This window comes from Litorihabitans aurantiacus, assembly GCF_030161595.1.
In the GTDB taxonomy this organism is placed as follows: domain Bacteria; phylum Actinomycetota; class Actinomycetes; order Actinomycetales; family Beutenbergiaceae; genus Litorihabitans; species Litorihabitans aurantiacus.
The window spans coordinates 3,344,522-3,359,691 of record NZ_BSUM01000001.1; the positions used below are offsets into that span (position 1 = coordinate 3,344,522).

At 73.6% G+C, this 15,170-nt stretch carries 11 protein-coding genes and 1 pseudogene; all 12 read left to right on the forward strand.

Features of this window, described 5'->3' with window-relative positions:
* The first annotated feature begins 100 nt into the window (after window positions 1–100).
* The 12 genes and pseudogenes from QQK22_RS15915 to QQK22_RS15970 all read left to right on the forward strand — a co-directional run bounded on the left by QQK22_RS15915 (window position 101) and on the right by QQK22_RS15970 (window position 15,162).
* A complete protein-coding gene (locus QQK22_RS15915; protein WP_284252798.1) occupies window positions 101–916 on the forward strand; it encodes a beta-galactosidase trimerization domain-containing protein in 816 nt (271 codons plus the stop codon).
* The gene (manD, locus tag QQK22_RS15920) at window positions 916–2,124 is read left to right on the forward strand and encodes a D-mannonate dehydratase ManD (protein ID WP_284251964.1); all 1,209 of its coding nucleotides are present in this window, start codon (window positions 916–918) and stop codon (window positions 2,122–2,124) included. Before QQK22_RS15915 ends, manD begins: the two co-directional genes overlap by 1 nt.
* Window positions 2,125–2,206: 82 nt before the next feature.
* Window positions 2,207–2,851 carry an FMN-binding negative transcriptional regulator gene (locus QQK22_RS15925; protein WP_284251966.1) on the forward strand — a complete coding sequence of 215 codons (645 nt, stop codon included), beginning with the start codon at window positions 2,207–2,209 and terminating at the stop codon, window positions 2,849–2,851.
* 170 nt (window positions 2,852–3,021) lie between these two features.
* Window positions 3,022–4,490 (forward strand): annotated as a pseudogene (locus tag QQK22_RS15930) (amidohydrolase family protein).
* Window positions 4,491–4,500: 10 nt separating this feature from the next.
* On the forward strand, window positions 4,501–5,274 hold the full coding sequence (locus tag QQK22_RS15935; protein ID WP_284251968.1) for a histidine phosphatase family protein: 774 nt from the start codon (window positions 4,501–4,503) through the stop codon (window positions 5,272–5,274).
* 127 nt (window positions 5,275–5,401) lie between these two features.
* Complete coding sequence (locus QQK22_RS15940; protein WP_284251970.1) at window positions 5,402–6,418, forward strand: DNA-3-methyladenine glycosylase family protein; 1,017 nt, start codon at window positions 5,402–5,404, stop codon at window positions 6,416–6,418.
* A gap of 457 nt (window positions 6,419–6,875) precedes the next feature.
* Window positions 6,876–7,130: a glutaredoxin-like protein NrdH gene (nrdH, locus tag QQK22_RS15945; RefSeq protein ID WP_284251972.1), complete on the forward strand. Its 255-nt coding sequence runs from the start codon at window positions 6,876–6,878 to the stop codon at window positions 7,128–7,130.
* Between the two features lie 153 nt (window positions 7,131–7,283).
* Window positions 7,284–7,700, forward strand: a complete 417-nt coding sequence (nrdI, locus tag QQK22_RS15950) for a class Ib ribonucleoside-diphosphate reductase assembly flavoprotein NrdI (protein ID WP_284251973.1) — start codon at window positions 7,284–7,286, stop codon at window positions 7,698–7,700.
* Window positions 7,701–7,723: 23 nt separating this feature from the next.
* Window positions 7,724–9,829 (forward strand): class 1b ribonucleoside-diphosphate reductase subunit alpha, encoded by a 2,106-nt coding sequence (nrdE, locus tag QQK22_RS15955; RefSeq protein WP_284252801.1) that lies wholly within the window; start codon window positions 7,724–7,726, stop codon window positions 9,827–9,829.
* A gap of 63 nt (window positions 9,830–9,892) precedes the next feature.
* Window positions 9,893–10,867, forward strand: coding sequence for a class 1b ribonucleoside-diphosphate reductase subunit beta (gene nrdF / locus QQK22_RS15960; RefSeq protein ID WP_284251974.1), 975 nt, complete (start codon window positions 9,893–9,895; stop codon window positions 10,865–10,867).
* 199 nt (window positions 10,868–11,066) lie between these two features.
* Window positions 11,067–13,304, forward strand: coding sequence for a hypothetical protein (locus QQK22_RS15965; RefSeq protein ID WP_284251976.1), 2,238 nt, complete (start codon window positions 11,067–11,069; stop codon window positions 13,302–13,304).
* Window positions 13,297–15,162, forward strand: a complete 1,866-nt coding sequence (locus QQK22_RS15970; RefSeq protein ID WP_284251978.1) for an HSP90 family protein — start codon at window positions 13,297–13,299, stop codon at window positions 15,160–15,162. Before QQK22_RS15965 ends, QQK22_RS15970 begins: the two co-directional genes overlap by 8 nt.
* The last annotated feature ends 8 nt before the right edge of the window (window positions 15,163–15,170 follow it).

Genomic DNA, 15,170 nt, shown 5'->3' on the forward strand with positions numbered 1-15,170 from the left:
CGGCGCCGAGCTCGAGCGTGCCGGCGAGGCGATCCGCGGGGGCCGCACGCCGGCGCGCGTCGCGCTGCTCGTGGACTGGGACTCGTGGTGGGCGGTGGAGATGGCCGACGGCCCCAACCGCCTCGTGCGCTACCTCCCGACGCTGCTGGAGTGGGGCCGGGCGTTCTGGGACGCGGGTGCGCAGCTCGACGTCGTCCCCGTGACCGCCGACCTGAGCGGCTACGACGTCGTCGCCGCACCGCTGCTGCACCTGGTCGTCGGCGACCTGCCGGAGCGGCTGCGCGCCGTCGCCGAGCGCGGCGGCACCGTCCTGACCGGGTACCTGTCCGGTCGGGCCGACGAGGACGACCGGCGGTTCCTCGCCGACGTCCCCGGCCCGCTGGCCGATCTCGTCGGCGTGCGCGTGACCGAGACCGACGCCGCCGAGCCCCAGGAGGCCAACCCGATCGTGTTCGAGGACGTCGACGCGGACGAGCGGCTGGAGGTGCCCGGCCGCATGATCTTCGAGCTGCTGGAGCCTCGCGAGGGGACGGACGTCGTCGCGCGCTACGGCGCCGACTTCTACGCCGGGGTGCCCGCCGTGACGCGCCGTTCCGTGACGGTGGACGGCGCGGGCGAGCCCGGCGAGGCCTGGTACCTCGGCACCCAGCTCGACCAGCCCGGTCTGGCGCACGTCGTGCGGCGCGTCCTCGCGCGGCACGACCTGCTCGGCCCGTACGCCGACGTGAGCGGCCTCGAGCTCGCGACGCGCGTCTCGCCGTCGGGCGAGGTGGTCGACTTCCTGCTGCACCACGGCACCGAGGCCGTCACGGTCGCGCTGCACGCGGGCGGACGGGATCTCCTCACCGGGAGCGAGCTGCGCACCGGTCAGACGCTGCGGCTCGAGCCCGCCGACGTCGTCGTGCTGGCCCGCTGATGGCGACCGTCGAGCGCGCCGAGGTCCTGCTCACCTCGCCCGGGCGCACCTTCGTCACCCTGCGGATCACGACCTCCGACGGCGTCGTCGGGCTCGGGGACGCGACGCTGAACGGGCGCGAGCTCGCCGTCGCGACCTACCTGCGCGACCACGTCGTACCGCTGCTGATCGGGAAGGACCCCGCGCGGATCGAGGACATGTGGCAGTACCTGTTCCGCGGGGCGTACTGGCGCCGCGGGCCGGTGACGATGACGGCGATCGCCGCCGTCGACGTCGCGCTGTGGGACGTCAAGGGCAAGGTCGCCGGGCTGCCGCTCTACCAGCTGCTCGGCGGGCGCTCCCGCGACGGCGTCATGGTCTACACGCACGCGAGCGGGTCGAGTGTCGAGGAGATGCTCGAGGACGCCGACCGCGCCCGCGAGCTCGGCTACCGCGCGATCCGGGTGCAGGCCGCGGTGCCGGGCGTCGCGGGCACCTACGGGGTGAAGAAGAACGGGCGCTACGAGCCGGCCGACCACGCGCTGCCCGACGAGCAGCTCTGGTCCACCGAGGCCTACCTCGACTTCGCCCCGGGCTACCTGCGCGCCGCGCGCGAGCACCTCGGGGACGGCGTCCACCTGCTGCACGACGTGCACCACCGCCTCACGCCGATCGAGGCGGCACGGTTCGGCCGCGAGGTCGAGGACGTGAAGCTGTTCTGGATGGAGGACCCCACCCCGGCCGACAGCCAGGACGCCTACCGTCTGATCCGGCAGCACACGACGACCCCGATCGCCGTCGGCGAGGTGCTGACCTCGATCTGGGACGTGAAGGACCTCATCACCGAGCGGCTGATCGACTACGTGCGCTGCTCGGTCGTGCACGCCGGTGGGATCACGCATCTGCGCCGCATCTACGACCTCGCCGCGCTGTACGACGTCCGCTCCGGGTCGCACGGGGCCTCCGACCTCTCCCCGGTGACGCAGGCGGCCGCGACGCACCTGGCCACGGCGATCCCCAACCTCGGGGTGCAGGAGCACATGGGGTACCCGGACCTGACCGCGGAGGTGTTCCACGGTGGGGCGACGTACGCCGACGGCTCGCTCCACGTGAGCGAGGAGCCCGGCCTCGGTGTGACCTACGACGACGCGGCGGCTGCCCGGTTCGAGTACGAGCCGCGCTACCTGCCGGTCGCGCGGCGGCTGGACGGGTCCGTCCACGACTGGTGAGCCGCGCGCCGTCGGCGGAGGTGTCGCGGGTGCGGTCGGACGTGTCACGAACCGGTCACGTCGCGGTGCGAGACTGTGCGGCGTGCTCGACGTCCCCGACTACGCCACGCGCGATCTCGCGTGGCTGCGCGACCTCCTGACCCGCCGCCCGTGGGCCACGATCGTGGCCGCGCCCGACGGCGTCCCCACCGCCACGCACATGCCGGTGCTGCTGGAGAACGCGGGGGGCGACGGCGGTGACGAGGCCCTCACGCTCGTGACCCACCTCGGCGTCCCCGACGACGAGACGCTCGGCCTCGCCGACGGTGTGCAGGTGCTCGTGGTGGTCGAGGGCGCCTCCGGGTACGTCACGCCCACCTGGTACGCGTGGGGTCCGGCGGTGCCGACCTGGAACGTCGAGGTCGCGCACCTCACCGCGAGCGTCGAGCTCCTCGACGACGCCGGCACCTGGGACGTGCTGGTGCGCACCGTCGCGGCGTTCGAGAGCGCCCGCCCGGAGCCGTTCGTGCTGGCCGCCGACGACCTCGCCTACGCGCGCCGCCTCGCTCGCGGCGTGCGGGGCGTCCGCCTCCACGTCACCGACTGGCGCGGCAAGAACAAGATGTCGCAGGACAAGCCGGCCGCCGTCGTCGCCCGCATCGTCGCGGGTCTCGAGGACCCGGCTGATGTGCACGCCGACCCCGCGCTCGCCGCCGCGATGCGCGCCGTCCACCCCGACCTGCCGTGACCGGCCGCCCCACCCCGCCCGACCTGCTGCTGCGCTCCGCCCGCCTGGTCGGTCACGCCCGGCCCGTCGACGTGCGCGTCGAGGGCGGCGTCACGACGGCGATCGCCCCCGCCGGGGCGCTCGCGGCGCACCCGCGTGCCGAGACCGTGGACCTGGCGGGCCGCTGGCTGGTGCCCGGCCTGTGGGACGCGCACGTCCACCTGGTGCAGCAGGCGCTCGCCGAGCAGCGCCTCGACGTCTCGGGGGCGGGTTCGGCGGCCGAGGCGGCGGCGCTGGTGGCGGCGCACCTCGCTGGCACCGGTCGCGCTGTCGGCGGCGCGACGTCGGACGCACCGAACGCGTCTGACCCCGGCGCCACGCTCGTCGGGTTCGGCTTCCGGGACGCCTCCTGGCCGGACCTGCCCACCGCGGAGGTGCTGGACGCGGCGGCGGGGGACGCGCCGTCGTGCTCGTGAGCGGTGACCTGCACTGCGGCTGGTTCTCGAGCGCGGCGCTGCGCCGCTTCGGCGTGCGCGCCGACGCCACCGGCCTCGTGCGCGAGGAGGCGTTCCTCCCGATCGCCGGGTTCCTCGACGACGCCGACGACGCGCGGCGCGACGCGTGGGTGCGGGCCGCGACGCGGACGGCGGCCCGGCGCGGCGTCGTCGGCATCCGCGACTTCGAGGCGGAGCACCCGCTGTCGTGGTCGCGGCGGGCGGGCGACGTCGCGGCGGAGAGCGCGCTCGCCGACGGCATCGCGGTGCGCGTGCAGGCGGGGGTGTGGCCGCAGTTCCTCGACGAGCAGATCGCGGCCAGGCGGCGCAGCGGCGACGCGCTGCCCGGGTCGCCGAGCGACGCCACCGGCGCCGCGCTCCTCACCGTCGGGCCGCTCAAGGTCATCAGCGACGGTTCGCTCAACACGCGCACCGCCTACTGCCACGACCCCTACCCCGGCACCCACGACCGCGGCGTGCTGACCTATGCGCCGCCCGAGCTGCGCGATCTCATGGGCCGCGCGCAGGACGCCGGGATCGGGAGCGCGATCCACGCGATCGGCGACGACGCGTGCGGCCTCGCGCTCGACGCGTTCGAGGCCACGGGCGCGTGGGGCAGCATCGAGCACGCCCAGCTCCTCACCGCGGCCGACGTGCGGCGCTTCGCCCGCCTCGACGTGACCGCCAGCGTGCAGCCCGCGCACCTCCTCGACGACCGCGACGTGGCCGACGACCTGTGGCCCGGCCGGACCGACCGCGCCTTCGTGCTCGCCTCGCTCGTGGCGGCCGGCGCACGCCTCGCGCTGGGGTCGGACGCCCCCGTGGCACCGCTCGACCCGTGGCTCGCCATCGCCGCCGCCGTGCACCGCACCGGGGACGAGCGCCCCGCGTGGCACGGCGAGCAGCGCATCGACGCCGCGGCGGCGCTCGCGGCCTCGACGGGTGGTCGGGGTGTGGCGCCGGGTGTCGGCGACGTCGCGGACCTCGCGATCTGCGACGTCGACCCCCTGCTCGCCGACGCCGGCACGCGCGTGGCGGGGACGCTGCTCGCGGGGAGTGGACGCACCGCGACGGCGTGTGAGCCGCGTCTGGTCGCGGCGGGCCGCAACCGACTGTTCACGAGGCCGCTACACGGCCGTCGCCCGCGCGGCGCGCACGCGGCCTAGCGTCGCGGGCATGGACACCACGCAGGTCGCACCGACGACGACCACCCCCACGACGACCACCCTCACCCTGGTCCGCCACGGCCAGACCCACCTCAACGCCCGCCGCGTCATGCAGGGCGCGTGCGACTCGCCCCTGACCCGCACCGGGCGGGCCGGGGTGCTCGTGACCGCGCAGCACCTCTCGACGCAGGCGTTCGACGCCGCCTACTCCTCGCCGCAGGGGCGCGCGGTGATGACCGCCGTCGAGATCGTGCGCCACCACGACGAGCTGCCGCTGCGCAGCGTCGCGGGGCTGCGCGAGTTCTCCTTCGGCCGCTACGAGCGCCGCCCCGAGCGCGAGCTCGACGAGATCGAGCCCTGGGCGGTGTTCGTGCCGCGCGTGCTCGCCGGCGAGCACCCGGGGCTGCCGGGCGGGGAGTCCGGTGCCGACTTCATGGACCGCGTGCGCACGACGTTCGCGCGGATCGTCGAGGCGCACCCGGGGGCACGTGCTCGTCGTCGGGCACGGGCTCACGCTGGGGGCCTACCTCGCGACCATCGACCCGAGCGGGCTCGTGCCGCTGCCGAACGCGTCGGTCTCGCGCGTCGAGGTGACGCGCGAGGAGGGCAGCGAGGTGTCGATCTCGCGGATCCTCGAGGTCGCGGTCGACGTCGCGGGGCACGGTTCGCTGTCGGCGCGCCCGGCGCCCGGGCCGGTCGCGGCGCCGCTACCCGCCGCCTGAGGGACGCGGCCCGCCGCCTGACGGCCGCTCCCCGGTCGGGGGTGTCCGCCAGGAGCGGCTGACCGGGTGACGCGCGCCTCGCCCGGTCGGGGGATCGGCGCCACGACGGTGCCGGGCGTCGGGCGGTGCGGGAGCCGGCCGCTCACAGCGGACGCGTCGGCTGTCGCATGCACGGCCTACGGTGGCGGGATGACGGGCCGGGAGGGTGTCGCGCGCGGGCCCTCGGCCGCGCCCACCCCGCCCGCGCCCACCGCTCCTGCGCTCACCACCACGGTCACGGTCGAGCGCCCGCTCGACCTGCGCCGCACGCTGGCGCCGCTGCGGCACGCCGGGAGCGACCCGGCGGCCCACCTGAGCGCCGACGGCGGGTGGTTCGCGCTCGGAACCCCGCTGGGTGCCGCGACGCTGGCGATCGTCCGCACCGTCGGCGGCGTCACCGCCCACGCGTGGGGGCCGGGAGCCGAGTGGGCGATCGCGTCCGTCCCCGACCTCATCGGTCAGGGCGACGACGACGCCGGGTTCGACCCCTCGCTGCACCCGGTCGTCGCCCGGCTGGCACGACGGTTCGACGGGCTGCGACTGACCCGCTCCAACCGCGTGCTCGACGCGCTGGTCCCCGCCGTGCTGGAGCAGGAGATCACCGGGGCGGAGGCGCTGCGGGCGTGGCGCCTGCTGGTGCTGCGGTACGGGTCGCCGGCTCCCGCGCCCACCGGGCTGACGCCGGCGCAGCGCGCCGCCGTCCCCCGTCTGACGGTGCCGCCGTCGGCCCGGGAGTGGCGCGCGGTGCCCGCCTGGGCGTTTCACGAGGCGGGGATCGCGCAGCGGCGCTGGCGCACCGTCGTCGGCGCCGCGGAGGTCGCGCCGCGGCTCGAGCGCACCCTGCGGCTGGGGCGCGGCGGGCCGGAGGTCACGGCGACGCTGCGCTCGCTCCCGGGGATCGGGGTGTGGACCAGTGCGCTGGTGACGCAGACCGCGCACGGCGACCCCGACCACCCGGCCTACGGCGACGCCCACGTCTCGCGGGCCGTCTGCTGGGCGCTGGCGCGCGAGCTGCTCCCGGCGGCCGACGCCGACGCGCGGATGGCGCAGCTGCTCGAGCCGTGGGCCGGCCACCGGGAGCGCGTGGTGCGGCTCGTGCTGGCGACCGGGGTCGAGGCGCCCCGGCGCGGCCACCGGATGGCGCCTCCGCCGCACCGCTCGTTCTGAGCCTCGTTCCGAGTCCGGTGCTCCACGGGCGGCCACCGCGGCGGGCGGGCGGCGGCTGGACAGGGCTGGACATGGCTCGACAGGGCTGGATGTCGGTGGTCGGTGGGACGCTGGAGGCATGTCCACGGGACCCGCCCGCATGTCGCGCCGAACCGATCCTCGGCGTGTCGTGGGCTGTGCCGCCGGGTCCCTCGCGGCTCGTTCCACACGTTGTCAACAGGGCGGACGAGAGCCGATCGGCGGGGCCGTGCGCGAGGCGGTCGACCTGTCCACAGGGTGGGGAAACGCTCGTCCCCCGTTGTGGGCCGACACGCCGTCGAACACGACATGTGGTGGTGGGGTGCACGAGCGACCACTAGGTGTAGTGTCTGAAGCCCGGGAAGCACGACATCCGGGCTCGAATGACATCCGTGTAGTTACACGGGCCGGAGATCCGGGGAACGACGAGGGGAAACACGTGAGCATCACCGTCTTCAGCAAGCCGAACTGCGTCCAGTGCACGGCCACCTACCGCGCGCTCGACAAGCACGGCCTGAGCTACGAGGTCGTCGACCTGAGCGTCGACGCCGAGGCCCTCGAGTCCGTCAAGGCGCTCGGGTACCAGCAGGCCCCGGTCGTGCTGGCGAACGGCGACCACTGGGCGGGCTTCCGCCCCGACCGCATCAAGGCGCTCGCCGCCGCCGCGGTCGAGGTCCCGGCCCAGGTCTCCTGATCGACCGGTAGCCCGTCGGTGGTCCGGCGCACGTCGCCGGACCACCGCACCGTCGGGTGGCGTCCCGTCACGGACCGCCACCCCGCAGCAGCACCACGGACGTCCCGCGCGAGCGCGGGGCGTCCCGCCACGCGAGGAGGAGAGGGACCGACCATGAGCCTCGTCTACTTCTCCTCCGTCTCCGAGAACACCCACCGCTTCGTGGGCAAGCTCGGGCTCCCGGCGCAGCGGATCCCGTTGCGCAGCCGCGAGGAGCCCCTCGTGGTCACGCAGGAGTACGTGCTGATCCTGCCGACCTACGGGGGTGGCACCACGAAGGGTGGCGCCGTCCCCAAGCAGGTCGTCCGGTTCCTGAACGACCCCCGCAACCGCTCGCTCATCCGTGGCGTCATCGCCGCGGGGAACACGAACTTCGGCGAGGCGTTCTGCCTCGCGGGGGACATCGTCGCCGCCAAGTGCGACGTCCCCTACCTCTACCGCTTCGAACTCCTCGGCACCGATCAGGACGTCACGCGCGTCCGAGAAGGATTGGCACAGTTTTGGCTACGACGCTCGCAGATCCCGGCCTGACCCCCGCGCACCGGTTCGAGGGCATGGACTACCACGCCCTCAACGCGATGCTGAACCTGTACGGCCCCGACGGCCGGCTGCAGCTCGACGCCGACCACGCGGCCGCGCGGCAGTACTTCCTGCAGCACGTCAACCAGAACACCGTGTTCTTCCACGACCTCGACGAGAAGCTCTCCTACCTCGTCGAGGAGGGCTACTACGAGGGCGAGGTGCTCGCGAAGTACTCCCGCGAGTTCCTCCACCGAATCTGGGACGAGGCGTTCGCGTTCAAGTTCCGCTTCTCCACGTTCCTCGGCGCGTTCAAGTACTACACCTCGTACACGCTCAAGACGTTCGACGGCAAGCGCTACCTCGAGCGCTTCGAGGACCGCGTCGTCATGGTCGCCCTCACGCTGGCCGACGGCGACGAGGCGCTCGCGAGCGCGATGGTCGAGGAGGTCATCACCGGCCGCTTCCAGCCCGCGACGCCGACGTTCCTCAACGCCGGCAAGCAGCAGCGCGGCGAGCTCGTCTCGTGCTTCCTGCTCCGCATCGAGGACAACATGGAGTCCATCGCGCGCGGCATCAACTCCGCGCTGCAGCTGTCCAAGCGCGGCGGCGGCGTGGCGCTCCTGCTGAGCAACATCCGCGAGCACGGCGCGCCGATCAAGAAGATCGAGAACCAGTCCTCCGGCGTCATCCCCGTGATGAAGCTGCTCGAGGACTCCTTCTCCTACGCCAACCAGCTCGGTGCGCGCCAGGGCGCCGGCGCCGTCTACCTCTCGGCGCACCACCCCGACATCCTGCGGTTCCTCGACACCAAGCGCGAGAACGCGGACGAGAAGATCCGCATCAAGACGCTGTCCCTCGGCGTCGTCATCCCGGACATCACGTTCGAGCTCGCGAAGAAGAACGAGGACATGTACCTGTTCTCGCCCTACGACGTCGAGCGCGTCTACGGCGTGCCGTTCTCGGAGATCTCCGTGACGGAGAAGTACGCCGAGATGGTCGACGACGGCCGCATCCGCAAGACGAAGATCAAGGCCCGCGACTTCTTCCAGCTCCTCGCGGAGATCCAGTTCGAGTCGGGCTACCCCTACATCGTGTTCGAGGACACGGTGAACGCCGCCAACCCGATCGCGGGCCGCGTCACGATGAGCAACCTGTGCTCGGAGATCCTCCAGGTCTCCACCGCCTCGACGTTCAACGACGACCTGAGCTACGACGTCGTGGGCCGCGACATCTCGTGCAACCTGGGCTCGCTCAACATCGCGAAGGCGATGGACTCGACCGACTTCGCGCGCACGATCGAGACGTCCATCCGGTCGCTCACGGCCGTCTCGGACCAGACGCAGATCACGTCGGTCCCCTCGGTCCAGGAGGGCAACGACGCGTCGCACTCCATCGGTCTGGGCCAGATGAACCTGCACGGCTACCTCGCCCGCGAGCGGATCCACTACGGCAGCGCCGAGGGCGTCGACTTCACGAACATCTACTTCTACACGGTCGCGTTCCACGCCCTGCGCGCCTCGAACAAGCTCTCGATCGAGCGCGGCACCACGTTCCGCGGCTTCGCCGACTCGCAGTACGCCTCGGGCGAGTACTTCGACAAGTACACGGAGCAGGTCTGGGAGCCGGCCACCGAGCGCGTGCGGCAGCTGTTCGCCGACGCCGGGATCGCGATCCCGACGCAGGAGGACTGGCGCGAGCTGAAGGCCAGCGTCGCCGAGCACGGCATCTACAACGCCTACCTGCAGGCGGTCCCGCCGACCGGCTCGATCTCCTACATCAACCACTCGACCAGCTCGATCCACCCGATCGTGGCCCCGATCGAGATCCGCAAGGAGGGCAAGATCGGGCGCGTCTACTACCCGGCGCCCTACCTGAGCGACGAGAACCTGGAGTACTACCAGGACGCGTACGAGATCGGCTACGAGAAGATCATCGACACCTACGCCGCCGCCACGCAGCACGTGGACCAGGGGCTGTCGCTGACGCTGTTCTTCAAGGACACCGCCACCACGCGCGACGTCAACCGGGCGCAGATCTACGCCTGGCGCAAGGGCATCAAGACGCTGTACTACATCCGCCTGCGCCAGGCCGCGCTCGAGGGCACCGAGGTCGAGGGCTGCGTCTCCTGCACCCTGTGAGCCGGCGCGCCCCGGCTCGCCGCACCTGACCACCGATCTGCACGACGACGAAGGAACCACCCCATGATCGACAAGCTGAAGCTCGTCAGCCGGGTCAACGCCATCAACTGGAACCGCCTCGAGGACGACAAGGACGCCGAGGTCTGGGACCGCCTGACCTCGAACTTCTGGCTCCCCGAGAAGGTGCCGGTCTCCAACGACATCCCGTCGTGGGGCACGCTGACGCAGGAGGAGAAGCTCCTCACGATGCGCGTGTTCACCGGTCTGACGCTGCTCGACACGATCCAGGGCACGGTCGGCGCCGTCAGCCTGATCCCGGACGCGCTCACGCCGCACGAGGAGGCCGTCTACACGAACATCGCGTTCATGGAGTCGGTGCACGCCAAGAGCTACTCCTCGATCTTCTCGACGCTGTGCTCGACCAAGGAGATCGACGAGGCGTTCCGCTGGTCGGAGGAGAACGAGCACCTCCAGCGCAAGGCCGAGATCGTCATGAAGTACTACCAGGGTGACGACCCGCTCAAGCGCAAGGTCGCCTCGACCCTGCTGGAATCGTTCCTGTTCTACTCGGGCTTCTACCTGCCGATGTACTGGTCCAGCCGCGCCAAGCTCACCAACACGGCCGACGTGATCCGCCTGATCATCCGGGACGAGGCCGTGCACGGGTACTACATCGGCTACAAGTTCCAGAAGGGGCTGGCCAAGGAGACCCAGGAGCGCCGCGACGAGCTGCAGGCGTACACCTACGAGCTGCTCGACGAGCTGTTCGACAACGAGGAGAAGTACACCGAGGATCTCTACGACGGCGTCGGGCTGACCGAGGACGTCAAGATGTTCCTGCGGTACAACGCCAACAAGGCGCTGATGAACCTCGGCTACGACGCGCTGTACCCGAAGGAGCTCACCGACGTGAACCCGGCCATCCTGGCCGCGCTCGCGCCCGGCGGCGACGAGAACCACGACTTCTTCTCGGGCTCGGGCTCGTCCTACGTGATCGGCAAGGCCGTCACCACGGAGGACGACGACTGGGACTTCTGAGTCCCGCGACCCTCACGGACCACGACGGCGCCGCCCACCTCACGAGGTGGGCGGCGCCGTCGTCGTCCCGGCGGTGGGCACCCCACCCCCACGGCCGCGGGGCGCCGCCCTAGCATGAGGATCGCCGGCGATCCGCCGGGCAGCCACCGCCCCGAACGCCCCGACGCCCCGCGGGTACGCCCGCCAAGGAGGATCCCCGGTGATCTCGTACGCCGATGTCGACACGCTGGACGCGGAGACCCGCGAGGAGATCTCCGACCTGTTCGACCACGCCGACGCCCTGCACGACCTCCCCGACGACCTCGGCGCGATCGAGGCGTGGGACGACTTCATCGCCGAGTGCGAGCGCGTCGGCTTCCCGCACCTGATCGCCAGCGCGCGGCTGTCGCAGTACACGATCTACTCCCACGGCGGCATGGCGCTCGAGGCGCTCGAGGCGTTCGTCGAGCTGATGCGCGTGCTCCGCAGCCACGGTGACCTCGTCGACCCCCGCAACGTCGCCGTCCAGCTGAACGCGATCGGCACGGCCGCCACCACCCTGGCCGACGACCCGCGCATCCCGCTCGAGAAGATCACGCGCCTGATCGACCTCGTCGAGGAGCAGATGCACGCCCGCGGCGTCGACGTCACCGGTGCTCACGTCGCCCGCGCGACCGTCGCCGCGGCCGCGGGCGACGCCGAGGCGACCACGCAGTGGATCGACCGCTGGCGCGCCGAGGCGGGCGACGGGTGGCGCGCCGACGACGCCGGGGTCATCCAGATGGAGATCCCGCTGATCGCGCGCTTCGACTCCGACCGTGCGGCCGAGACGCTCGAGCAGCGCCTGCGCGTGCTCGGCATCGACCCGGTGCGCATCGACTCAGGCGCCCCGAACGCCGACCGCGCGGCCAAGCTCGCCGCCCTGCTCGCCTTCCTGCGCGTGCGGCAGGGGCGGCGCGAGGAGGCGACGGCGATCGCCGACGCGCTGGTGGCCGCCCTCGGTATCGAGGTGCTCGCGCGCGAGGTCGTCCCGCACTACCTGATCCTCGCGCTGGAGGAGCGGCCCGACCTCGCGCTCGTCGCCGTCGACCGCCTGCTGGGTGAGAGCGCGCTCGACGCCTCCGACTGGGAGGCGGTGGCCGCCGCCGCGCGCAGCCGTCTCCTCGCCCAGCCGCACGGTACGGAGGGCGAGCTGCTGCGCGCGCTCGCGCAGGAGGGCGCCCGCGCCCACGACGAGCGGGCCGGCACCGACGTGCACTCCCGCGAGCTCGCGGAGCTGTGGTGGGCGGGACTGCCGCCGGCGTCGCCGCCCGCGATCACCCACGTCCCCGACGTCTGGGGCGAGCCGGAGGAGCGCGCCGAGCACATCCTCTCGGCCGGGTGGCTGGGCCGCGTCGGGGCCGTCTGCGCCGACGACCCGCCCATCGCGATCAAGTACCGCTACCAGGCGCTGCTCGGCGAGACGATGCAGCTGATGTCGGCGGAGACCGCGGAGGAGTCCGACGCCCTCGCCACCCGCCTGACCGCGCGCGCCCGCGAGCTGCGCTGCGCCACCTCGCGCTACGCCGTCCCGCTGCTGCACGGGCTGGGTGCGGGGCGGCGCGGCGACGTCCCCACCATGGTCGTCGGGTACGGCCGCGCCCTGGAGGAGCTGCGGGCGCTGCCGGCCAACGCCGACCACGTCGTCCCCGACATCCGCGCCATGGGGGAGCGGCTGTTCCCCACGGTGGTCGAGCAGGCGGTCGCCAGCCCGGACGTGCCGTGGGACCACATCCACCCGCTCGTGACGACCGAGCAGGAGGTGCGCGCCGCGACCGGCGCGCCGCGCGCGCCCGTGATCCTCGCGCACGCCGAGATCGCGGCCCACGTCGACGACGTCGACCGGCTGCAGGCGATCGCGGCCGACCTCCAGGACGCCGTGGCCGACGAGCAGCAGCGCATCGACGGCGGCGCGATCTACCTCGAGCTGGTGCGTCTCGTGGCCCGCTTCTCGCCCGGCTTCGCCGACCACCTGGCCTCGATCGTGGTGCAGGCGGGTGACGCCGAGCAGATCCGCGCCGCCACCGTGTGGCGCAGCTGGCTGCGCCCCGCCGACCCGGCCGTGGCCGCCGAGCTGACGGCCGTGCTGCAGGAGGCCGACGACGACGTCACCGAGCTCGGCATCGTGCCGGGGTGGGTGGTGCTCGAGGTGCTGGTGCGCGCCGGGCGCAAACCGGTCGCCGTGCTCGATGCGCTCCTGGAGGAGGTCGACGGCGGCAACGCGGCCGACCTCGGGCTGATCGCCGCCGGCGGCAGTCTCCTGCTGGGGCGGGACGCCGACGACGCGCGGGGCGCCGAGCTGCGCGAGCGCGCGCTCGCCATCGCGACCGGGCTCGCGCAGCGCGACGGCACCGACGTCTGGCGCACCTGGGTCGGGCGGCGCTGGTACGCGGGTGACCCCGCGTTCGAGCGTGCCTGAGACGGGCGGGGTCGACGGCGGGTCCGGGCCCGACGGCGCGGGCGGGGGAGGGGCCCGGCCCGAGGCGTTCCGCGTCGACCTGCGCGGCGTCGTCGACATCCTGTCCCACCACCTCTACTCCAGCCCGCGCGTCTACGTGCGCGAGCTCCTGCAGAACGCGCGCGACGCCGTCGTGGCCCGGCAGGACGTTGACGAGGCCGGCGGGTCCGGCGGGGCCGCTGCACCGCCGGACGGCATCACCGTCACGGTCGAGCGCGAGGAGGGCGCGGTGACCGTCGCCGACACGGGGATCGGCCTGACGGCGCAGGAGATGCGCGAGGTTCTGGCCACGATCGGCGCCTCCAGCAAGACCGGCGACCTGACGCAGGCCCGCCGCCGCTTCCTCGGGCAGTTCGGCATCGGCCTGCTCGCGTGCTTCCTCGTGGCCGACGAGATCGAGGTCCGCTCGCGCAGCGCGCGCACCCCGGACGCGCCGACGCTCGTGTGGACGGGGCGGGCCGACGGCACCTTCACCGTCGCGACGGCGGCGCACCCGCTCCCCCGTTCCGGTACCCGGGTGCGGGTCCGGGCCCGCCCGGACGACCGCGAGTGGGTCGAGCCCGCGCGGGTGGAGATGCTCGTGCGCCGGTTCGCCGGGCTGCTCGACGTGCCCGTGCGGTGGCACGGGGGCCACGACGCCGACGGCGGAGCGCTCGTCACGACGTCGGCCCCCTGGGCGGGCGACGACGCCGCAGCCGCCGCCTGGTGCGAGCGCGAGCTCGGTTTCGCGCCGCTCGCGGTGGTGCGCCTCGACGTCGCCCTCGCCGGGGTGCGGGGGCTGGCGCTCGTGGCCGACACCCCCGGCCGCGTCGGTCACCGCCGCGGGGACCGCGTGTACTCGCGCGGCATGCTCGTGGCCGACGACAACACCCAGCTCGCCCCCGACTGGGCCTACTTCGTGCGGCTCGTCGTGGAGGCGGGGGAGCTGCCGCTCACCGCGTCCCGCGAGTCGTTGCAGGACGGCGCGCTGCTCGGCGAGGTGCGCGAGCAGGTCGGGGCGCAGGTGCGCGCGGGCGTCGAGCGTCTCGCGACCGGCGACCCGGCGGCGTTCGCGCGCTTCCTCGAGGTGCACGCCACGGGGCTGCTGGCGATGGCCGCCGTCGACGCGGAGATGCTCGACCTCGTGGTCCGGCACGTGCCGTGGGAGACGAGCGAGGGACCCCTCACGCTGGCGCACGCGATGCGGACGCGGACCGGCGTGCGCTACGCGACGTCGCGCTCCGACTTCGCCGCGTTCGCGCCGATCCACCGGGCCGCGGGCGACCTGCTGGTCAACGGCTCCTACGTCTACGGGGCCGAGATCCTCGAGCGCGTCCGGTTCGCGTCCACCGGGTCGGGGCGCATCCGGCCCTTCGACCGGCACGCCTACCTGCGCGGCCTCGCGGTGCCCGCGACCGGGGACGCGGACGCCGCGGCCCTGACGCGCGTGGCGGCGCCCGTGCTCGCACGGTTCGACGTCGACCTCGACGTGCGCCGGTTCGAGCCCGCGTCGGTGCCGGTGCTGCTGGTGGGCGGGGCGCGCGGGGCGACCGCGGGCGACGCCGTCGGGCCCGACGCCCGCGACGACGCCGACCCGTTCGCCGACCTGCTCGACGGACCCGCCCACGCCCCGGCGCGGACCCGGCTCGTCATGAACCTGGCCAGCCCGGCCGTCGGGGCGCTCGCGACCCTGCCGGACGCGGAGGTGCGCGCGGACGCCGTCGCCGGCCTGTACGTGACGGCCCTGCTGCTGGCGGGCGAGCGCGTCGACGAGCGGCACGGCGCGCTCCTCTCGGACGCCTGGCGGTCGGTGATCCTCGCCGCGGGCGGTTCCCTCTGAGCGGTACG